Consider the following 19371-nt stretch of genomic DNA (forward strand, 5'->3'; position numbering starts at 1 on the left):
GAACAATTTTAGGATGCCAAAATTACATTTATTTTATTTGCACTGAAAAGCATAAAGCTGAAAGCAAAAAGTTGAAAGTACGGCCACAACAAACCAAGAATTAAAAGAATGAAACAATATCACGAGTTGATGCAGCATGTTCTGCAAAACGGAACCCAAAAGCATGATCGCACAGGAACCGGTACGATCAGTGTATTTGGCTACCAGATGCGTTTCAATCTTCAGGAAGGATTTCCGCTGGTAACCACTAAGAAAGTGCACCTGAGGTCTATTATTCACGAATTGATCTGGTTTCTGAAAGGTGAAACCAATATTAAATACTTAAAGGATAATGGGGTCAGTATTTGGGATGAATGGGCTGATGAAAATGGTGAACTTGGGCCTGTTTATGGCTCCCAATGGCGCTCATGGCCTACACCTAGTGGCGGACATATTGATCAAATTACACAAGTAATCAAACAGATTCGCAATAATCCGGATTCAAGACGTTTAATTGTGTCTGCATGGAATGTTGCAGAAATTGAAAATATGGCACTTCCACCCTGCCATAGTTTCTTTCAATTCTATGTTGCAGATGGAAAATTAAGCTGCCAGCTTTATCAGCGTAGTGCCGACATATTTTTGGGGGTTCCATTTAATATTGCCTCATACGGCCTGCTGACCATGATGGTAGCACAGGTTTGCGGATTGGAAGCAGGGGATTTAGTACACACTTTTGGAGATGCACATCTTTACAATAACCATCTGGAGCAAACCAGGCTACAATTAAGCCGGGAATGCAAACCGCTTCCTATAATGAAGCTAAATCCGGAGATCAGGGATATTTTTGATTTTAAGTTTGAAGACTTCAGTCTGGAAAACTATGACCCGCATCCCCACATAAAGGGAGCTGTAGCTATCTAATCTAAGCATATGAATATTAATCTGATTGTTGCCATTGACCAAAAGAACGGAATTGGCAAAAACAATCTCCTACCATGGCATCTACCGGCAGATCTGAAACATTTTAAAACGATTACTACCTGGCATCCGATTATTATGGGAAGAAAAACCTTTGATTCTATCGGGAAAGCCCTGCCAAACAGAAGAAATATCGTCATAAGCAGACAATCCGGATTGGTCATCCCGGGAGCTGAATTATGCAGTTCATTGAATAATGCAATTAAATTATGCAAAGACGAGAAAGATATATTTGTGATTGGCGGAGCACAAATATTTGAACAGGCACTTCCTGTTGCTAACATCCTTTACCTTACTATTATTCATGAGGATTTTGATGCCGATGTATTTTTTCCCGTGATTAACATGAATGAATGGACTGAGGAAGAAAAAATTCTTCATGAACCTGATGAAAAGAACTTATATTCTTATAGTTTTATCAAATATAAAAAAGCCTGAATTTCTTCTGTAATTTTCTGTGTTAAAGAATTATTCCAAAAAACAAAAATTTAGTTAGCTTTGGCGTCTTAACCAAAATAGGCTTAAATCAACATTAATAGACAATTAAAATAAAATGCAAGGTAAAGGATTAGTAAAATTCGCAGCAATAGCGCTCACTATAGCGTGTTTGTATTCCCTCTCGTTTACGTGGATAGCGAATAAAGTTGAAAAAGATGCACAGGAATTTGCAAAAGGTGATGCTATAAAAGAGAAAGTTTATCTTGATTCAGTAGCCTCATTACCAGTGTATAGCAGCCTGAGTTATATCACCTATCAGTACGCAAAGGAACGTGAAATTCCACTAGGACTTGATCTTAAGGGTGGTATGAACGTAACCATGGAGATCTCTTTGAGCGACATGGTTCGTAACCTTGCAAATAATAGTACTGATGCAAACTTTAATGCGGCAATCAAAAATGCTGAGGCCGCTATGGCAACAGGCGAAAGTGATTTCATAAGCGTTTTTGGAAAAGAGTTTGAAAAAATAAGTCCAAACAGTAAACTATCCCCATTATTCGCTACAAAAGAGAATTCAGCAAACCTGAAGATTGATGCAAGCAATCAGGATGTATTAAACTTCCTGAGAAAATCAGCTGATGGGGCAATCGACCTGTCATTCAATATTCTTCGGACCCGTATTGATAAGTTTGGAGTAACCTCTCCTAACATTCAAAAACAACAGGGCACCAACCGCATTCTGATTGAACTTCCTGGTGTAACTGATCCGGATCGTGTACGTAAATTACTTCAGGGATCTGCAAAACTTGAATTTTGGGAAACCTATGATAATGCTGAGATCTTCAGTTTACTTCAGAATGTGAACAGTATTCTGGCATCTACTATTAAATCAACAGATACTGCGAGTGCATCTGCCACTCAGGATACCAGCAAAAGTAAACTAGCCGCTTTAGGTAAGAAAGATAGTTCTGCTGTCGACAGTGCTGCAGCTTTGAGTAAAGTACAAGTTGAGCAGGCAAAACAAAATCCACTGTTTGCCCTTTTAAATCCCGCAACTTATCAGGGTCAGGACGGACAGGTTAATTTACGCCCGGGTCCGGTTGTTGGATATGCTGCTTTAAAAGACACTGCAAAAGTAAACTCATACCTTTCTTCAGCAGCTGTCAGAGCTGTTATCCCACAAAATATTAGATTATACTGGGGCGTTAAGCCCATGTCGGAAGACAGCAAGGTTTTTGAACTTTATGCTCTTAAAACCAGCAATTTAGGTGGTGGTCCTGCTTTAGAGGGGGATGTGATTTCTGACGCACGTTCTGATTACGATCAGAAAGGCAATCCTGAAGTTGTAATGGTTATGAATGCGGATGGTGCACGTGCCTGGCGTTCAATAACTGCTGCTGCATCTGCTGATCCAAACAATAAAAAAAGTGTTGCTATTGTACTTGATAATCTGGTTTACTCTGCTCCTACAGTTCAGGGAGAAATTCCAAACGGAATTTCATCAATCAGTGGAAGCTTTAAAGTTGAAGACACTCAGGATCTTGCAAACGTTTTGAAAGCAGGAAGATTACCTGCTCCAGCAAAAATTGTGAGTGATTATGTTGTTGGTCCATCCTTAGGAGCAGCTTCAATCTCTGCAGGTTTAATTTCTACCATCGCAGGTATAATCTTTATTCTCCTGTTCATGGGAATGTATTATAGTACAGCCGGATTAGTTGCAAACATTGCCTTATTGGTAAACTTATTCTTCCTGATGGGCGTACTAGCATCTTTAGGTGCTGTATTAACCTTACCTGGTATTGCAGGTATCGTTCTATCTCTGGGTATGTCTGTTGATGCAAACGTGCTGATCTATGAAAGAATCAGGGAAGAACTTGCAGAAGGGAAATCTGCAAGATTAGCAATCACTGAAGGCTTCAAGAAAGCAATGCCTTCTATCCTTGACTCCAACATCACCACTTTCTTAACAGGTGTAATTCTGTATATCTTCGGACAGGGACCAATTGTGGGTTTTGCTACTACACTGATGATCGGTATTATCACTTCCCTGTTTGCAGCAATATTCATTTCAAGACTGGTATTTGAATGGCTTCTTGATAGAAAAAAACCTATCAGCTTCTCAATTAAAGCAACACAAAACTTATTTAAAGATTCGAAGTTTGACTTCATCACTGGCAGAAAACGTTTCTATATCCTTTCAGCAGCAATAATCGTTGCCGGAATCATCTCTGCCTTTACTCAGGGATTCAGCCTCGGAGTAGATTTCCAGGGTGGTAGAGCTTATTTTGTTGCATTCGACAAACCAGTTGAAGTTGAAAATGTACGTTCTGTTTTAGTTGATGAATTCGGAACAGCGGTTGAAGTAAAAACCTTTGGTTCTTCCAATCAGGTTAAGATCACTACTGCCTACCTTATCAATGACAACTCAGATCAGGCCAATGACCAGGTTAACGAAAAACTTGCATCTGGTCTTAAGAAAATTAATCCCGTCTACGAGATAAAGGATTCACAAAAAGTGACCCCAACAATAGCCGAAGACATTAAAACCTCAGCTATTTACGCTACGATATTCGCTATAATGGTCATCTTCCTGTATATATTGGCACGATTCAGGCGAATGGCATTTGGATTTGCTGCGATTCTGGCACTTGTTCACGATGTGCTGGTATTACTTGCAATCTTCACCATATTTAATGGCTGGTTACCTTTCTCACTGGATATTGATCAGGCATTTATAGCGGCTATATTAACCGTGATGGGCTATTCAATCAACGATACCGTGGTTGTATTTGACAGGGTACGTGAATATATCGGGCAGCATCACTCCAAAAACGAGGATCTTCCTTCTGTAATCAACAATGCGCTGAACAGTACATTAAGCCGTACAGTAATCACTGGTATTTGTACTATTGCTGTATTATTAATCATCTTCATCTTTGGTGGTGAGATCCTGAGAGGATTCTCTTTTGCGATGTTAATTGGTGTGATCTTCGGAACATATTCTTCCCTGTTCGTTGCAACACCATTCGTTGTAGAATTCATTAAAGAAAAAGACAAAGACAAAGCAAAGGCTTAATAATTTTCTTCCAGAAATATTTTTAAAGCATTCGCCCCCGGGCGGATGCTTTTTTTTTGTTTAATAATTAATTTATTAAGATATTTGTCATACGAACAATAAGTATGGCAACAGAATTATTCAGTACCTATTCCTATCTGCTTGATCGCACAGCACGAAAAGTAAAGCAATATGCTCAAAGACGCTTTAATGCTGCAAACTACGATATCACTGTTGACCAATGGTTAATCATAAAAAACCTGAACAACGCTAACGATATGAATCAAAGCCAGTTAGCTGAGATTACAGGTAAGGATCATCCAACCCTAACCCGTATCATCGACCTCTTATGCAAGAAAGGCCTCACAGAAAGAAAGATTCAGCCGAATGACCGCCGTTGCTTCACCATACACCTTACCGAACTGGGCAAACAGCGTGTTGCAGAGTGGAGTCCAAAAATGGCTGAGATTAGAATGAAAGCGTGGCAGAATCTTACAGAAGAAGATTATAAGAATCTGAAGCGGATTCTGGATACGATTTATACGAATCTGGACGAGCAGGAGAAACTTTTACCAGAATTATAGACAAACATTAACACAATACATATTAAAATGATTTCAACAGACATTTGCATAATCGGAGCCGGTCCTGTGGGACTTTTTGCCGTATTTGAAGCCGGACTACTAAAAATGAGATGCCATCTGATTGACACCCTGCCACAGATTGGAGGACAGTTATCAGAAATTTATCCTCAAAAGCCCATTTATGATATACCCGGATACCCTGAAATTAAGGCGCAGGAACTGGTTGAACGTCTGATGGAACAGATTGCACCGTTTGATCCCGGATTTACTTTAGGAGAACGTGTGGAATCTCTTGAAAAGCAGGATGATGGTTCTTTTATTGTTGGAACAAATGATGGAACCCAGGTACATTGCCAGGTGGTGGTGATTGCCGGCGGATTAGGTTGTTTTGAGCCACGCAAACCAGAAATTCAGGGATTACTTGACTTTGAAGGCAAGGGAGTGGAATACATGGTTAAGAAACCTGAAAACTTCAGAGACAAACGGGTTGTATTGGCAGGTGGTGGTGATTCTGCATTGGATTGGACCATATTTTTGGCTGATATTGCCGAAAGGGTTACACTGATCCACCGTGGTGACACCTTCAGGGGAGCACCCGATTCAGCAGAAAAAGTTCATGAACTGGCTAGCAAAGGCAAGATCGATCTGATTCTTCAATCAAACCTGTTGAGTGTTGGCGGTAATGGCAGTCTGAAAGAAGTATCCTTTGTTGGACGTGATCAGCTTACAAGAACAGTTCAAACGGATTATTTGATCCCTTTATTTGGATTAAGCCCGAAACTGGGTCCGATAGCGGGCTGGGGACTAAATATTGACAAATCTGCGATACAGGTTGATACTTTTGATTATTCCACCAATGTGGAACGTATCTATGCCATTGGAGATATAAACACATATCCCGGGAAACTAAAGCTTATTCTCTGCGGCTTCCATGAAGCAGCATTAATGGTACAAAGTGCCTTCAAATATGTGTATCCAGACCAGAAATTAAGTTTTAAATACACGACAGTATACGGCGTGAACGCATTCTAAAATGATAAACATTACAATTGAAGACAGAAACGGGGAGCAGCAGCCCATTGAGATTCCAGAAGAAATAAGCCTGAGTTTAATGGAGGTTTTGAAGGCCTCAGATTACAATATCCTGGCGACCTGTGGCGGAATGGCTTTATGTGCAACTTGTCATGTGCAGGTTCTCAAAGGGCTGGAAGATCTTCCGGAAGCCCGCAATGAAGAAATGGACATGCTCGACACCTTACCTGATGCTGGATTTGATAGCAGACTTGCCTGCCAGATCAGAATTACCGAGAATTTGAATGGCATGATTTTTCGAATCAGAGGGGATGAACTTTAACTCTGTTAAAATAAATTCAAAGAATAAAACTGCTGCTATGGAAAAACCTATGAATAAATCGACTGCATTTCCCAAAGTAATAATTATTGGCGGTGGATTTGGTGGAATTGAAATAGCCAAACGTTTAAAAGACATGGAAGTTGAAATTATTATGCTCGACAGGCATAATTACCATACCTTTCAACCCCTTCTTTATCAGGTGGCTACAGGTGGTCTTGAAGCTGATTCTATTGCATTCCCTTTGCGGAAAATATTTAAAAATCAGAAAAATTTCACATTTAGGGTAGCCGAGGTGGAGCGTATTGAGCCTGAAAAAAAGATCGTTCATACAACAATTGGCGAAATTGAATATGATTTCCTGATCATTGCCACTGGTTCTGATACAAATTACTTTGGAAAGAAGGAAATTGAGCATTTTTCAATGCCGATGAAAACCATCCCTGAAGCATTAAACCTCAGAAGCATGATTCTTCAGAATCTTGAAGAAGCATTAATTGAATCTGATCCGGTAAAAAAGAGTGCCCTCCTGCAATTCGTTATCGTTGGTGGTGGTCCCACCGGTGTGGAGTTATCAGGTTCACTGGCAGAATTAAAAAAACACGTACTTCCGACAGACTATCCAGAGCTGCGCGTTGAGGATATCAAAGTATATCTGATTGAAGGATCGCCGGAATTATTAGGCTCTATGTCAAGCCAGGCATCAGGAAAAGCAAAAGATTTTCTGCTGAAACTGGGGGTTGAGGTATTTACGGATCTGAGGGTTGAAAGTTATGATGGTAAAATCATTAAGCTTTCTAACGGACAGGCAATTGATACTAAAAATGTCCTTTGGTCGGCAGGAGTTAAAGGTGCAACACCTGCAGGATTGAAAGAAGAATCAATAACCCGTGGAAACCGAATCCTTGTAGATGAATTTAACAGGGTGAAGGCAGAAGACCATATTTTTGCAATTGGCGATGTGGCAGCATGCATTAGTGCGGAAAAACCAAATGGCTTACCGGGAGTTGCTCCGGTGGCGATACAGCAAGGCACTCAACTAGCAAAAAATATCATTCATATCATTAATAACGAAGATCCTGAGCCTTTTAAATACTTTGACAAAGGTTCAATGGCCACTGTTGGCCGCAACCTTGCGGTAGTTGATATTGGTAAAATTCGCTTTCAGGGTATTTTTGCCTGGTTTGTCTGGATGTTTGTACATCTGATGTCGCTGGTTGGATTTCGGAATAAAGTTGTCACCTTTGTAAACTGGGTCTGGAGTTATTTCAGCTATGACCGTGGAACAAGGCTGATCATCAGGAGATTTAGCAGGGAATCGATGACTGAGGATACAAAGGCTAAATGATTCGGTTCCGGATTCCGGATCAAGTCCGGAATGACAAAGTATAATTTAGTAATTTAATCAAAAGAATGTCATTGCGAGGAGGCACGACGAAGCAATCTCGTGACATTTAGTAGTTAATTAAGCTTCCATGACAAAACTGATCGAATGTCCGCGTGACGCAATGCAGGGAATTCATGATTTTATTCCCACTCAAATCAAGGCCGAATATATCAATCTGCTCTTAGGGGTAGGGTTCGATACGATTGACTTTGGTAGTTTTGTTTCAGAAAAAGCCATCCCACAGCTAAAAGACACCAGCGAAGTACTGAACAAACTAGATCTCAGTGCGGGAAAAACAAAGCTTCTGGCAATTGTTGCCAATCTGAGAGGTATTGAAGAGGCCATTAAGCATCCACAAATCTCTTATTTGGGATTTCCTTTTTCGGTTTCTGAAACATTCCAGCAGCGAAACACCAATGCCGGAATTGAAAAATCCTTAAAAACAGTTGAAGAATTACTTAATTACTGTGAAAAGTCTGGTAAACAAGCGGTTATCTATCTATCCATGGGCTTTGGAAATCCTTATGGAGATCCATGGAGTAATGAAATTGTAGAACATTGGGCTGCTGAACTGGCAAAAAGAGGTGCCGGGATCATATCACTTGCCGATACCACAGGGGTTTCCAGCCCTGAAAAGATCAGCTATCTGTATCCACACCTGGTATCCTGCTTCCCGGAAATCGAATTTGGGATTCATCTACACAGCACCCCATCTACCTGGCACGAAAAAATAGAGGCAGCCTGGAAAAGTGGCTGCAGACGATTTGATAGTTCACTGAAAGGCTACGGAGGTTGTCCGATGGCATCTGATCAACTCACCGGAAATATTGCAACAGAGGGCCTCATTTCGTTTCTGGAAGCAAAAGGAGAAGATCATGGGCTGAACATTGAAAAATGGGAGGAAGCTGTTAGCTATTCTTCAAAGGTGTTTTATTAATTGAGAGTGGAGAATTGAGAACCGATAGCTATCGGGTTGACAGTTGATAACGGTATCCTATTTCAGCTTTAACCTTTCTGCTTTAAGCTTGGAGGATCATTTTAAAATGCCGTATGCCCGCCTCCTCAAATTGTTCACCTGCCCTTTTAAATCCAAATTTGGCATATAATGGCATTGCATCAATTTGTGCGTGCAGATAAACATACTCAGCATCCTGGGGAAGGTCATTTAAAACCGCAGCCACCAGTGCCTGTCCCATTCCTTTTCCTCTGAATTCTTTTAACACGGCAAAACGCTCGAGTTTGTATCCCTTTTCAGTTTTTCGCCAGCGCGAGGCTGCCGCAGGAGCACCATTGAACTTACCCAGAAAATGTACAGACTCATCTTCGAACTCCCATTCCAGCTCAGGTGGGCAATTTTGCTCATCAACGAACACTTTTCTCCGGATGGCAAAAACCTGCCGAAGATCTGCCTCATTAGCAACCCGTTCAACTTTTATTTGATCTTCCATTTTCCTGAAATTATTTAAAAAAGAATAAAAGGGCCTTTCTGTACAAAAAAGCCCTTTAAAATAGTTTAGAGTTTGTCGTTGACATTAATGCAATTAAGGTCGTCAAAAGCCTGGGTCAGTCTTTTAACAAAATTATCCTCTCCTTTTCGCAGCCAGACACGCGGATCGTAATACTTTTTATTTGGTGAGTCATCCCCTTCCGGATTACCGATCTGACTTTGCAGATAAGCCTCCTTTGACTTGTAATAATCCTTTATACCTTCCCAGAATGCCCATTGCATATCTGTATCAATATTCATCTTAATAGCTCCGTAGGATATCGCTTCACGAATTTCTTCCTGTGAGGATCCTGAGCCGCCATGGAACACAAAATTTACAGGCTTTTCTAAGCTTATATTGAACTCAGAACGGACAAAATCCTGAGAATTCTTCAGAATGACAGGCTGTAATTTCACATTTCCTGGCTTATAAACGCCATGAACATTCCCAAAGGCAGCAGCAACGGTAAATTTCTCACTTACAGTACTTAACTCTTTATAGGCATAAGCAACTTCAGAAGGCTGAGTATATAATTTTGAACTGTCAACATCACTATTATCAACACCATCTTCTTCCCCGCCGGTTACGCCGAGTTCAATTTCAAGAGTCATTCCCAATCCCTTCATCCGGCTTAAATACTTCTTACTGATCTCAATATTCTCTTCAATCGGTTCTTCAGACAGATCGAGCATATGCGAAGAATAAAGTGGCTTACCATGTTGAGCAAAAAAACGTTCTCCATGATCCATAAGACCATCAATCCAGGGTAATAGTTTCTTGGCTGCGTGGTCTGTATGTAAAATAACGGCTACTCCATAATGCTCGGCCAGAAGATGGATATGTTGGGCCGCTGATACTCCTCCAAGTATACAGGCATTTAAATTATCGTTATTGAGGGATTTGCCGGCATAGAACTGTGCCCCCCCGTTTGAAAGCTGAATAATTACAGGGGAATTAACAGCCTTGGCTGTCTCCATTACAGCATTGATTGAATTTGTACCAATTACATTAACCGCTGGCAGGGCAAACTGATGTTTTTTGGCTACTTCGAATAATTCCTGAACAGCATCACCATGCAAAACCCCCTTAAATTCTTTTAAACTCATGATTTTAGTTTTTTATAAGATGATCGAAATTATGAAAAATAGGCTCAAAATCAAGCAATAAGCTTAATTAATCTATCCATTTATGGATAAGTTTCATTCTGTCATTTTGAGGGGCATTGCTTTCTTAAAATTTTTGTTTCTTTGTAGGCTATACACACATCCGAAATGGCCTGGTTTAAGAGAGAAAAAAAGGGGATTATAACTTCCACAGAGGAAAAGAAAGAGACACCCGATGGGTTGTGGAATAAATGTCCATCATGTAAGAAACCACTGCATTACGCAGAACAGGTAGAGAATAAATACGTTTGCCAATACTGTGCCTACCATTTACGTATCGGCTCAAAAGAATACTTTGAAATTCTTTTCGACGATAACGAATTCACTGAATTATTTCCAAATATACGATCAGCTGATCCTTTGAATTTTACCGATACTAAAAAGTATACAGACAGGCTAGAAGAGAGTTATGAGAAAACCGGCTTAAACGATGCAATACGCTCTGCATCAGGTAAATTAGCCGGGCAGAATCTGGTAATTGCCTGTATGGACTTTAATTTTATTGGAGGTTCGATGGGTTCTGTTGTTGGCGAGAAGATCGCCCGTTCAATTGATTTCAGTATCAAACATAAGATTCCTTTCATGATGATCTCAAAATCAGGTGGAGCGAGGATGATGGAGGCTGCATTTTCACTGATGCAAATGGCAAAAACTTCGGCCAAATTAGCGCTGTTAAGCAAAGCTAAGATCCCATATATTTCATTATTGACTGATCCGACAACAGGTGGAGTTACCGCCTCTTATGCGATGCTTGGTGACATTAATATTTCAGAACCTGGCGCTTTAATAGGCTTTGCAGGACCAAGGGTAATCAAAGAAACCATCAAAAAAGATCTTCCTAAAGGTTTCCAAACCTCAGAATTTGTGCTGGAGCATGGATTTCTCGATTTTATTGTAGACAGAAGGCAAATGAAGGCCAAACTGGGATCTTTCCTGAAGATGCTTGCCTAATTGTCTGAACTATGATTAGTATGATTTTTTTGATTAGTATGATTTTGCTTTTTCAAGGTAATCGTTTTATCAAATAAGAAGCGTCATGTTCGCATTTTATGGGTCTAATTGACCATAACTAAGAACTTAATTCTTCATAAGCAGCCGTCAAACTCCTTTGTATACCCTGACCATGAAAATCTTCGGCACCAGGAATACTTTGTACTTTTAAGATATCTTCTTTAGATTTTCCTGCTTTCATCTCATTTTTTACAAACAGAAGCAACTTTTCAAGGTAGTTCTGCATGGCTCTAATTTCTTCTTTGCCACCTGTAACTTTTAAAGGATCAGCAGAATGACCGAATACAAATAAGGTATCCTTATCGAATTTAGCAATAGTTTTATCCAGGACATTCACCCAGCTCTGAATATTTGCACCTCCGGGCCTGTCAATAAAAGGAAATCGTTTATTGAACATAAGATCTCCCATATGGGCAATGTTGGCATGCTCAAAATGCACAATGATGTCTCCATTGGTATGTCCTGCCCCAAAATAATGAGCTTGAATACGCTCTGAACCTACTTTAGCCTTCCATTTATCATGGAATACGGTATCAGCAAATAGTTGTTTGTCTTCAGACTTCTGTGCAGCTGCTGTTTTTTGATGGTTAGCAAGACAATTAGCATGTCCAACCACCTTCTCAGCCAAACCTTTAAATGCATGATTTCCACCTGTATGATCACCATGATGATGGGTATTGATCAAATAATTCAATGGCTTTGACGAAATTTTCTTAAGTTCTGCTATCAGATGAGTTGCCGGGTCAACAAATTGTGTATCGACCACTGCCATTCCCGAATTATTTGATAACCAGGCTATTGTACCACCCTGCTCGGTAAATATTCCAACATCATTTCTCAAAAGAGTAAATTTATACGCCGGCTGCATTAAAAAATTAGCCAGAGTCTTATTATTCGCCATGGCTAACATAGCCAATGAAAGTCCTGTACCTTGTAAAAATTTTCTACGTTGCATCAAAAATCAGATTAAATGATTCTAAATATAAATAAAAAAAAATCCCGCTACTGCGGGATTCAAAATTTACATCGTTCCGGGTTCATGATTGAATCCGATCGAATGATGATTAACACGCCCATGGGAATGGTGACTGAAACTGTATCCCCGAACTAAGCCTGTAATAAAATGCTTTTCATGTATCAGCATTGTCTGCTCATCTTTAGGAATACCTTTTACTGAATGTTTGGGGACATGCTTCTTAGCCATGATTTCCTCCTTTTCTTAAGTATTTATACAATTTACAAAAAATTGAATAAAAAAGCAAGATTGATTTGATGTAAAGAATCAGTATTCAGCATTAAACCTCAACATGACAATTTCCTTTAGCTTCAGAACAACATAATCGATCTCTTCCCTTGTATTGTATTTGCTGAAGGAAAACCGTACCGCAGGACGATTTGGATTAGCCTGAATTCCATTTAAAACATGCGAGCCAATATTGGTTCCGGAGCTGCACGCACTGCCTCCAGATGCAGAAATACCTGAAATATCCAGACTAAAAAGCAGCATTTCTGCCATCTCCATTTCAGGAAATGAAACATTTAGTACAGTATAAAGACTTTTCTCAGGTTCAGTGTCACCATTAAATTCAATTCGGGGTATGTTTTTTACTAACTCCTGCATCATATAAGATTTAAGCCCCTGAATGTATTCATGATGCTCAGCCATCTCTGCATAAGCAATTTCAAGTGCCTTTGCTAAACCTGCAATGCCATAGACATTTTCTGTCCCACCCCGCATATTTCGCTCCTGAGAACCACCAAAAATCATCGGATTGATCTTAATATTATGGTTAATGTACAGGAAGCCCACTCCTTTTGGGCCATGCAGTTTGTGTGCAGCACAAACGAGAAAGTGTACCTTCAATTTGCTAAGATCATGTGGATAGTGCCCCATACTCTGCACGGTATCGCAATGGAAGATTGCATGATACTTTTCACATAATTCACCTACCCTTTCAATATCTGTAAGTGTTCCTAATTCATTATTGGCATGCATCAGTGAAACAAAACTGCGTTCATTTGTATTCAGGATTTCTTCAAGATGCTGGTAATCAATAGTCCCCTTTTCATCCATATTTACATAACTCAACTTGATCAAACCACTACTTTCAAGTGCCTGAAGGGTGTGCAAAACAGCATGGTGCTCAATAGCACTGGTAATTGCATGTTTGATTCCATGATCAATAATACCACAGCGAATAGCCATGTTATCTGCCTCGGTCCCACCAGAAGTAAAGAAAAATTCGGAGGGCGAAGCGTGCAGAAGTGATGCAACACTCTTTCTCGCCTTTTCGATCAATGTACGTACTTCACGCCCATGAGCATGAATGGAGGAAGGATTGCCATAATGACTTTCCATTACTTCATAAATCGTCTTCAGCACCTCTTTGTCTAAAGGGGTAGTAGCAGCATTATCCAGGTATACACGCATAATAATAAATTATTCAACAGATTAAATCAGTTTACACCAGCAATTGGTTAAAGCAGATGTAAAAATGAGTGAAAATATACTCAGTAAATTAATACTTGTTCTTTGGTAAGATTATTAGGTTAAACGCAATATTTCTTTTATATCTGATATGATTTTCTGTGCAAGGTATTCGGCACCCGTTTCTGAACTGCTCTCAGAATAAATTCTGATTATTGGTTCAGTGTTCGATTTCCGAAGATGTACCCATTGTTTATCAAATTCTATTTTTAAGCCATCAATAGTACTATGGGGCTGATTTTCATACCTCTTTTCAACCTCAATTAAGAGAGAATCGATATCCATTTCAGGAGTCAGTGTGATTTTATTCTTTGAAATGTAATAAGCAGGATAAGAAGCTCTGAGCACCGATACAGATTGCTTGCTTATTGCAAGATGGGTCAAAAACAAAGCAATCCCAACCAAAGCATCCCGTCCATAATGAGATTCAGGATAGATAACACCTCCATTTCCCTCTCCGCCAATAATAGCCTGAGTCTCTTTCATCTTATTGACCACATTTACTTCACCTACAGCAGCAGCATTATAAGTTCCACCTGCAGATTCGGTTACATCCCTTAAAGCACGGGTCGATGATAAATTGGAAACCGTGTTACCGGGGGTATGCTTGAGAACATAGTCCGAAACCGCAACAAGCGTATATTCTTCACCAAACATTGAACCATCTTCACATACGAAACACAATCTGTCAACATCCGGATCAACGGCGATACCAAGATCAGCCTTTTTGGCAACTACCATACGTGAAAGATCAATCAGATTTTCAGGTAGTGGCTCAGGATTGTGAGGAAACTCACCATCAGGTTCGCAGTAAAGCTCATAAATGGTCTTTACACCCAAGGCTTTTAGTAGTGCAGGTACAAATATCCCACCCGAAGAATTTACACAGTCAATTGCTATTTTAAAATTAGCATTCCGCACAGCTTCAGCATTCACAAGCGGCAATGCCAGCACCTTGTCTATATGCTTTTGTAAATAGCTATCGTCGTAGCTAACCTTTCCCAGACTATTAACATCAGCAAATTCAAAATCGCTCTCCTCAGCCATAGAAAGCACTAATTGCCCCTCCTGATCAGAAATAAACTCTCCCTTATCATTCAGAAGCTTCAAGGCATTCCATTGCTTTGGATTATGACTGGCAGTCAGAATGATACCACCACCGGCATTTTCATCAGGCACCGCAACTTCAACAGTTGGTGTGGTTGACAGGCCCAGATCGACCACGTCAATTCCAATACTTTGCAGGGTACCAACCACCAGATTACGGACCATTTCACCCGAAATTCTGGCGTCTCTGCCAATTACTACCTTATTCTTGCCTGTACTTGCTACGACCCAACGGCCATAAGCTGAAGTAAATTTTACGATGTCAGATGGTGTCAAACCATTTCCTGCCAATCCGCCTATTGTACCCCTGATTCCGGAGATCGATTTTATTAAAGCCACGATTTAAAATTATTGAGCAAAAATAACAATTACATCCTATTCATAACTGTAAAACAGTAAATGTATATATTTGCCTCCATATCCTGTGATCTGCATATGCCAAAGAAGTGGTTTCAAAACTGGTTTAATTCTCCTTATTATCATATTCTGTACCATCAGCGCAATGATGAAGAGGCCGAATTTTTTATTGACAACCTATGTGCATACCTAAAGCCAACCGCAGACTCCAATTTACTTGATATCGCTTGTGGACGCGGAAGACACTCAGTATACCTGAACAAAAAAGGGTACGATGTAACAGGAATCGACTTGTCAGTATCTAATGTGAAGTTTGCCCAACAGTTTGAAAATGAGAAACTTCAATTTTATGTACATGATATGCGATATCCATTTTACATCAATTACTTTGATATTGCATTTAACCTTTTTACGAGTTTTGGTTACTTTGAAACAGAAAAAGATCATATTAATGCCTTAAAAACGTTCAGAAAATCACTAAAAAAAGGCGGTATTCTGGTCCTTGACTATTTTAACAGTCATAAAATCATGCATCATCTTACCAATCAGGAAGTGAAACATGTAGATGGCATAGATTTTTATATCAGCAAAAAAATAGCTGATGGCAAGATCATTAAAAGCATTTCCTTTGAACATAAGAATAAAGATTATTCATTTAAGGAAGAAGTAAAGGCATTTACTCTGGCAGACTTTCTACATATGTTCGAAAAAAGTGGCTTTAAGATTTTAAATCATTTCGGCGATTTTTCCTTAAATCCATTCAATGAAACAAAATCAGACCGTCTGATATTTATTTGTCAAAAAGCCAATGTTTGAACAGATTATTCAGTTTGACCAGAATTTATTCTTTGGCATCAATCAGGGCCTAAGTAATTCTTTTTTCGACTGGCTTATGCCAGCTTTAAGAAACCGCTTTTTCTGGACTCCTCTTTACTTGTTCATTGTAATCTTTTTAGTAAGAAACTATGGTAAAAAAGGCTGGCTTATCCTGCTGTTTACTATACTAACCTTTGGTCTGACAGATTATTTTTCATCCTCAGTAATCAAACCCACTATTGAACGATTAAGACCATGTAATGACCCCGAGATTAAAAAAGAAGTCAGAAATCTCATTGCCTGTGGCAGTGGTTACAGTTTCCCTTCATCTCATGCAGCTAACCATTTTGGATTAGCTGTATTTCTAATCCTCGTTTTCTATCGTAAATGGAGGTTAATTCTGCCAATTGGCTTATTCTGGGCTTTTTCTATCAGCTTTGCCCAAATTTATGTCGGTGTACATTTCCCTCTTGACATAATGGGAGGAGCTATTCTGGGTTCTATGATTGGATATGTAATGAGTACAATTTTGATGGTGAATAAATCATTTAAAGCATGGGGATCTGGGAATTAATTTTGCTATTCAGCAGCTCCATGCTGGGTGGCCTGGGGATCTTTCTTCTAAAGACGGATAACACCAACCGTCTGAAACTGGTATTGTCTTTCAGTGGAGCCTATCTGTTTGCCATTACAATCTTACACCTCATGCCGGATGTTTATCATTCGGGGAACCCGGAGATCGGTTTATATATTCTGGGGGGCTTTCTGCTTCAGATTGTGATGGAACAGTTTTCTGAGGGTATAGAACACGGCCACATCCATAAGCACAATCATCAACACTATGTTTTCCCGATTGGGATCATGGCAAGTTTATGCTTACATGCCTTTCTGGAAGGGATGCCTTTAGCTCAGAAACAGCATAATGAGCTTGTTTTTGGAATTGCCCTTCACCATATACCGGCCGCCTTCGCACTGGGGAGTGTTCTGATGCAGAATAATTTAGGCAAGACCAAGGTCATCGGATTACTAATTCTTTTTGCTGCTATGAGTCCGATGGGCTATTGGTTAAGCTTTGAGATTGGCAGAGGATCGATAGGTAATATAGATGCTTATTTCGATCGGATTATGGGAGTAGTTATTGGCATATTCCTTCATATTTCAACTACAATCCTATTTGAATCGAGCGTAGATCATAAATTTAATCTTAAGAAAATGGCTGCAGTACTGCTTGGTATCGGTATCGCACTGATTGGGTTTTATTTACACTAATTAAGCTAAAAGCAGAAAGCTCAAAGCCAAAAGCTTAAAGCCGAAAGTTAAAAGCAGGAATTTCCGATTTCGAAGAAAATTTATTATATTAAGTACGCATTTTTCAACTGTCAACTGTCAACTGTCAACTGTCAACTGTCAACTGTCAACTGTCAACTGTCAACTGTCAACTGTCAACTGTCAACTGTCAACTGTCAACTGTCAACTGTCAACGGACAAACTGTCAACTCTCAACTCTCAACTCTCCACTCTCCATTTTCAATTATCAACTAAATCCTATCCTCTCATCTTATCAAGCAATCCACTTAAGGTATGGGCCTCTTCATCGCTGATATTTTTGGAAAGCAGATCCTTCAAAGAGACTTCATTATCGAGTTTTTGAAGGATATCCAAACCCTTTTGACTGATCAGGATATCCACTGCTCTTCGGTCCTTATTGCTGACACATCGTTTAACAAGGTCCTTCTGTACCAGACGCTCAACAATTCTGGAGGCATCAGACATTTTATCAAGCATACGTTCTTTCAGGATGTTTACCGTTGCCGGATTTGGGTACTGGCCTCTTAAAATTCTCAAAATATTGTATTGCTGGAGCGTAATACTATGTTTATTGAGCTTTAATTTGAGTAAATTGGTTATCCATCCGTAGGTATATATCAGGTTTACAACCACTTTCTGATGATTATCCTCAAATTTTTTGTTGTAAATTTCCTTTTCTATTTCCATTTTGATGCTTAGTACATTAGCTGGCTTAATTTGAGTGTTAAAACCAAAAAGGTATTCAAAATTAATAACAAATTATTTAACCTTAGCCTTTATATTTTTATCCTGCCCATATTTCCAGGGGCAATTTAAACACTTATTCTTACAGCAATATCCTCTTTTTAAATGGTACTTTTCTGTAAACACAAGATTACCCTCTTCGTTGATGTAAAAGTCTACATTTTCAATCAGCATGATTAAGCAATTTTACAGTTAACTGGTCTTTGAAATAAGATTTCAAATGTTTCCCATTACCATGAAGTGTCCAAACCTCAGAGGGTTCAACTTTTTTGATCATGTTGAGTATATCATTCCAGTCTACATGATCCGAAATCAAGATTTTAAGGTCATTATTTGTCTGCAAATTCATCCATCCCGATGCGAATGCCCTGACCACATTCTTAGCCCTGATATAGCTATTAAATGTTAAAGGAGGTACTATATAAACTAAATTCTGATCTGGCTGTTTCATTCGTTTACGGGTATAAAGTTCATACTTACCCGGATGAAAGCCAAATTGCTCGTAAATCCTGTTCAGCCCGATAATAGAATGGTGGACCAGCACCTGACGCTTCGGACAATAATCAGACATCAGACTAATAAGCCTTTGTGCCTTACCCAGTGAATAGGCTCCAAGTAAAACATTGTGATTGAATAAATTCAGTTTTTTGATCTCATCAGATGCTGAAGGATGTTGAACAGCAGGATCTGCAAAAGTAGATTCGCTAATCAAAACATCTGCTTTGACAAACTCAATTTTCTCGCAGGTAGCATCATCCTGTAATTTATAATCACCTGTATATAAATATCTTATACCCTTGTACTCCATCAGCACCTGGGCTGAGCCCAGAATATGCCCGGCTGGAATGAAGCTGATGGATACTCCATTTAAATCAAATGATTCTGACCAAGTATAAGTCCGGATATTGTTACCGGCATTCTTTTGATACCTATGCTGCATAATGGCAGCAGTTGCTGGTGTACAATACACATTATCATTGCCTCTGGCAGCATGATCACCATGTGCATGTGAAATAACAGCATGCGCAGAAGCCAATTGGGGATCCAGGTAAAAATCGCCATAACGGCAATACAAACCACGTTCGTTAATGACCAAAAAATCGTTAATAATCATA

The 19371-nt window shown here is 39.5% G+C and carries 21 protein-coding genes; 12 read left to right on the top strand and 9 right to left on the bottom strand.

What is annotated here, in order from left to right; translation table 11 throughout:
* The first annotated feature begins 108 nt into the window (after positions 1–108).
* From Q8M41_RS02540 to Q8M41_RS02575, 8 genes are all read left to right on the top strand, one after another.
* Positions 109–903, top strand: a complete 795-nt coding sequence (locus Q8M41_RS02540; protein WP_305363672.1) for a thymidylate synthase — start codon at positions 109–111, stop codon at positions 901–903.
* Between the two features lie 9 nt (positions 904–912).
* Positions 913–1398, top strand: a complete 486-nt coding sequence (locus tag Q8M41_RS02545; RefSeq protein ID WP_305363673.1) for a dihydrofolate reductase — start codon at positions 913–915, stop codon at positions 1396–1398.
* Positions 1399–1513: 115 nt separating this feature from the next.
* Complete coding sequence (secDF, locus tag Q8M41_RS02550) at positions 1514–4474, top strand: protein translocase subunit SecDF (protein ID WP_305363674.1); 2961 nt, start codon at positions 1514–1516, stop codon at positions 4472–4474.
* A gap of 104 nt (positions 4475–4578) precedes the next feature.
* On the top strand, positions 4579–5037 hold the full coding sequence (locus Q8M41_RS02555) for a MarR family winged helix-turn-helix transcriptional regulator (RefSeq protein ID WP_305363675.1): 459 nt from the start codon (positions 4579–4581) through the stop codon (positions 5035–5037).
* Positions 5038–5064: 27 nt separating this feature from the next.
* Positions 5065–6069: an NAD(P)/FAD-dependent oxidoreductase gene (locus tag Q8M41_RS02560; RefSeq protein WP_305363676.1), complete on the top strand. Its 1005-nt coding sequence runs from the start codon at positions 5065–5067 to the stop codon at positions 6067–6069.
* Between the two features lies 1 nt (position 6070).
* Entirely contained in the window at positions 6071–6391 is a 321-nt protein-coding gene (locus tag Q8M41_RS02565) for a 2Fe-2S iron-sulfur cluster-binding protein (RefSeq protein ID WP_305363677.1), read from the top strand.
* A 49-nt stretch (positions 6392–6440) separates the two neighbouring features.
* Entirely contained in the window at positions 6441–7736 is a 1296-nt protein-coding gene (locus Q8M41_RS02570) for an NAD(P)/FAD-dependent oxidoreductase (protein WP_370870430.1), read from the top strand.
* 127 nt (positions 7737–7863) lie between these two features.
* The gene (locus Q8M41_RS02575; protein WP_305363678.1) at positions 7864–8712 is read left to right on the top strand and encodes a hydroxymethylglutaryl-CoA lyase; all 849 of its coding nucleotides are present in this window, start codon (positions 7864–7866) and stop codon (positions 8710–8712) included.
* An 82-nt stretch (positions 8713–8794) separates the two neighbouring features.
* Here the strand turns inward: Q8M41_RS02575 and Q8M41_RS02580 are convergent, their stop codons facing one another.
* Both Q8M41_RS02580 and fbaA read right to left on the bottom strand, forming a co-directional pair.
* Positions 8795–9223 (bottom strand): GNAT family N-acetyltransferase, encoded by a 429-nt coding sequence (locus Q8M41_RS02580; RefSeq protein ID WP_305363679.1) that lies wholly within the window; start codon positions 9221–9223, stop codon positions 8795–8797.
* 65 nt (positions 9224–9288) lie between these two features.
* The gene (gene fbaA / locus Q8M41_RS02585; RefSeq protein ID WP_305363680.1) at positions 9289–10368 is read right to left on the bottom strand and encodes a class II fructose-bisphosphate aldolase; all 1080 of its coding nucleotides are present in this window, start codon (positions 10366–10368) and stop codon (positions 9289–9291) included.
* Between the two features lie 165 nt (positions 10369–10533).
* On the opposite strand from fbaA, the gene accD reads away from it, so the two are divergent.
* On the top strand, positions 10534–11376 hold the full coding sequence (gene accD / locus Q8M41_RS02590) for an acetyl-CoA carboxylase, carboxyltransferase subunit beta (RefSeq protein ID WP_305363681.1): 843 nt from the start codon (positions 10534–10536) through the stop codon (positions 11374–11376).
* Positions 11377–11494: 118 nt separating this feature from the next.
* Here the strand turns inward: accD and Q8M41_RS02595 are convergent, their stop codons facing one another.
* The 4 genes from Q8M41_RS02595 to glmM all read right to left on the bottom strand — a co-directional run bounded on the left by Q8M41_RS02595 (position 11495) and on the right by glmM (position 15370).
* Entirely contained in the window at positions 11495–12391 is an 897-nt protein-coding gene (locus Q8M41_RS02595) for an MBL fold metallo-hydrolase (protein WP_305363682.1), read from the bottom strand.
* A 66-nt stretch (positions 12392–12457) separates the two neighbouring features.
* Positions 12458–12640: a hypothetical protein gene (locus Q8M41_RS02600; RefSeq protein WP_305363683.1), complete on the bottom strand. Its 183-nt coding sequence runs from the start codon at positions 12638–12640 to the stop codon at positions 12458–12460.
* 78 nt (positions 12641–12718) lie between these two features.
* On the bottom strand, positions 12719–13867 hold the full coding sequence (locus tag Q8M41_RS02605) for a cysteine desulfurase family protein (RefSeq protein ID WP_305363684.1): 1149 nt from the start codon (positions 13865–13867) through the stop codon (positions 12719–12721).
* A 114-nt stretch (positions 13868–13981) separates the two neighbouring features.
* On the bottom strand, positions 13982–15370 hold the full coding sequence (gene glmM, locus Q8M41_RS02610; protein ID WP_305363685.1) for a phosphoglucosamine mutase: 1389 nt from the start codon (positions 15368–15370) through the stop codon (positions 13982–13984).
* 96 nt (positions 15371–15466) lie between these two features.
* On the opposite strand from glmM, the gene Q8M41_RS02615 reads away from it, so the two are divergent.
* The 3 genes from Q8M41_RS02615 to Q8M41_RS02625 are packed head-to-tail and all read left to right on the top strand — an operon-like array spanning position 15467 to position 17473.
* Positions 15467–16204, top strand: coding sequence for a bifunctional 2-polyprenyl-6-hydroxyphenol methylase/3-demethylubiquinol 3-O-methyltransferase UbiG (locus Q8M41_RS02615; RefSeq protein WP_305363755.1), 738 nt, complete (start codon positions 15467–15469; stop codon positions 16202–16204).
* A complete protein-coding gene (locus tag Q8M41_RS02620; RefSeq protein ID WP_305363686.1) occupies positions 16197–16778 on the top strand; it encodes a phosphatase PAP2 family protein in 582 nt (193 codons plus the stop codon). Before Q8M41_RS02615 ends, Q8M41_RS02620 begins: the two co-directional genes overlap by 8 nt.
* Positions 16760–17473: a ZIP family metal transporter gene (locus Q8M41_RS02625; protein ID WP_305363687.1), complete on the top strand. Its 714-nt coding sequence runs from the start codon at positions 16760–16762 to the stop codon at positions 17471–17473. Before Q8M41_RS02620 ends, Q8M41_RS02625 begins: the two co-directional genes overlap by 19 nt.
* Positions 17474–17749: 276 nt before the next feature.
* On the opposite strand, the gene Q8M41_RS02630 is transcribed toward Q8M41_RS02625, so the two are convergent.
* The 3 genes from Q8M41_RS02630 to Q8M41_RS02640 all read right to left on the bottom strand — a co-directional run bounded on the left by Q8M41_RS02630 (position 17750) and on the right by Q8M41_RS02640 (position 19370).
* Entirely contained in the window at positions 17750–18199 is a 450-nt protein-coding gene (locus tag Q8M41_RS02630; protein WP_305363688.1) for a MarR family winged helix-turn-helix transcriptional regulator, read from the bottom strand.
* A gap of 72 nt (positions 18200–18271) precedes the next feature.
* Entirely contained in the window at positions 18272–18430 is a 159-nt protein-coding gene (locus tag Q8M41_RS02635; RefSeq protein WP_305363689.1) for a DUF5522 domain-containing protein, read from the bottom strand.
* On the bottom strand, positions 18420–19370 hold the full coding sequence (locus Q8M41_RS02640; RefSeq protein WP_305363690.1) for an MBL fold metallo-hydrolase: 951 nt from the start codon (positions 19368–19370) through the stop codon (positions 18420–18422). The genes Q8M41_RS02635 and Q8M41_RS02640 overlap by 11 nt, the downstream gene beginning before the upstream one ends.
* Position 19371 lies beyond the last annotated feature (1 nt).

Source organism: Daejeonella sp. (genome assembly GCF_030684675.1).
In the GTDB taxonomy this organism is placed as follows: domain Bacteria; phylum Bacteroidota; class Bacteroidia; order Sphingobacteriales; family Sphingobacteriaceae; genus Daejeonella.

Excerpts from the sequence above, each read along its gene's own strand:
- Q8M41_RS02625 (WP_305363687.1), top strand. The coding sequence starts at position 16,760 with ATGGGGATCTGGGAATTAATTTTGCTATTCAGCAGCTCCATGCTGGGT.
- Q8M41_RS02605 (WP_305363684.1), bottom strand. The coding sequence starts at position 13,867 with ATGCGTGTATACCTGGATAATGCTGCTACTACCCCTTTAGACAAAGAG.
- Q8M41_RS02635 (WP_305363689.1), bottom strand. The coding sequence starts at position 18,430 with ATGCTGATTGAAAATGTAGACTTTTACATCAACGAAGAGGGTAATCTT.
- Q8M41_RS02555 (WP_305363675.1), top strand. The coding sequence starts at position 4,579 with ATGGCAACAGAATTATTCAGTACCTATTCCTATCTGCTTGATCGCACA.
- Q8M41_RS02620 (WP_305363686.1), top strand. The coding sequence starts at position 16,197 with ATGTTTGAACAGATTATTCAGTTTGACCAGAATTTATTCTTTGGCATC.
- Q8M41_RS02540 (WP_305363672.1), top strand. The coding sequence starts at position 109 with ATGAAACAATATCACGAGTTGATGCAGCATGTTCTGCAAAACGGAACC.
- Q8M41_RS02615 (WP_305363755.1), top strand. The coding sequence starts at position 15,467 with ATGCCAAAGAAGTGGTTTCAAAACTGGTTTAATTCTCCTTATTATCAT.
- Q8M41_RS02560 (WP_305363676.1), top strand. The coding sequence starts at position 5,065 with ATGATTTCAACAGACATTTGCATAATCGGAGCCGGTCCTGTGGGACTT.
- Q8M41_RS02600 (WP_305363683.1), bottom strand. The coding sequence starts at position 12,640 with ATGGCTAAGAAGCATGTCCCCAAACATTCAGTAAAAGGTATTCCTAAA.
- Q8M41_RS02570 (WP_370870430.1), top strand. The coding sequence starts at position 6,441 with ATGAATAAATCGACTGCATTTCCCAAAGTAATAATTATTGGCGGTGGA.
- accD (WP_305363681.1), top strand. The coding sequence starts at position 10,534 with ATGGCCTGGTTTAAGAGAGAAAAAAAGGGGATTATAACTTCCACAGAG.
- Q8M41_RS02580 (WP_305363679.1), bottom strand. The coding sequence starts at position 9,223 with ATGGAAGATCAAATAAAAGTTGAACGGGTTGCTAATGAGGCAGATCTT.
- Q8M41_RS02575 (WP_305363678.1), top strand. The coding sequence starts at position 7,864 with ATGACAAAACTGATCGAATGTCCGCGTGACGCAATGCAGGGAATTCAT.
- Q8M41_RS02565 (WP_305363677.1), top strand. The coding sequence starts at position 6,071 with ATGATAAACATTACAATTGAAGACAGAAACGGGGAGCAGCAGCCCATT.
- Q8M41_RS02630 (WP_305363688.1), bottom strand. The coding sequence starts at position 18,199 with ATGGAAATAGAAAAGGAAATTTACAACAAAAAATTTGAGGATAATCAT.
- Q8M41_RS02545 (WP_305363673.1), top strand. The coding sequence starts at position 913 with ATGAATATTAATCTGATTGTTGCCATTGACCAAAAGAACGGAATTGGC.
- Q8M41_RS02640 (WP_305363690.1), bottom strand. The coding sequence starts at position 19,370 with ATGATTATTAACGATTTTTTGGTCATTAACGAACGTGGTTTGTATTGC.
- Q8M41_RS02595 (WP_305363682.1), bottom strand. The coding sequence starts at position 12,391 with ATGCAACGTAGAAAATTTTTACAAGGTACAGGACTTTCATTGGCTATG.
- fbaA (WP_305363680.1), bottom strand. The coding sequence starts at position 10,368 with ATGAGTTTAAAAGAATTTAAGGGGGTTTTGCATGGTGATGCTGTTCAG.
- secDF (WP_305363674.1), top strand. The coding sequence starts at position 1,514 with ATGCAAGGTAAAGGATTAGTAAAATTCGCAGCAATAGCGCTCACTATA.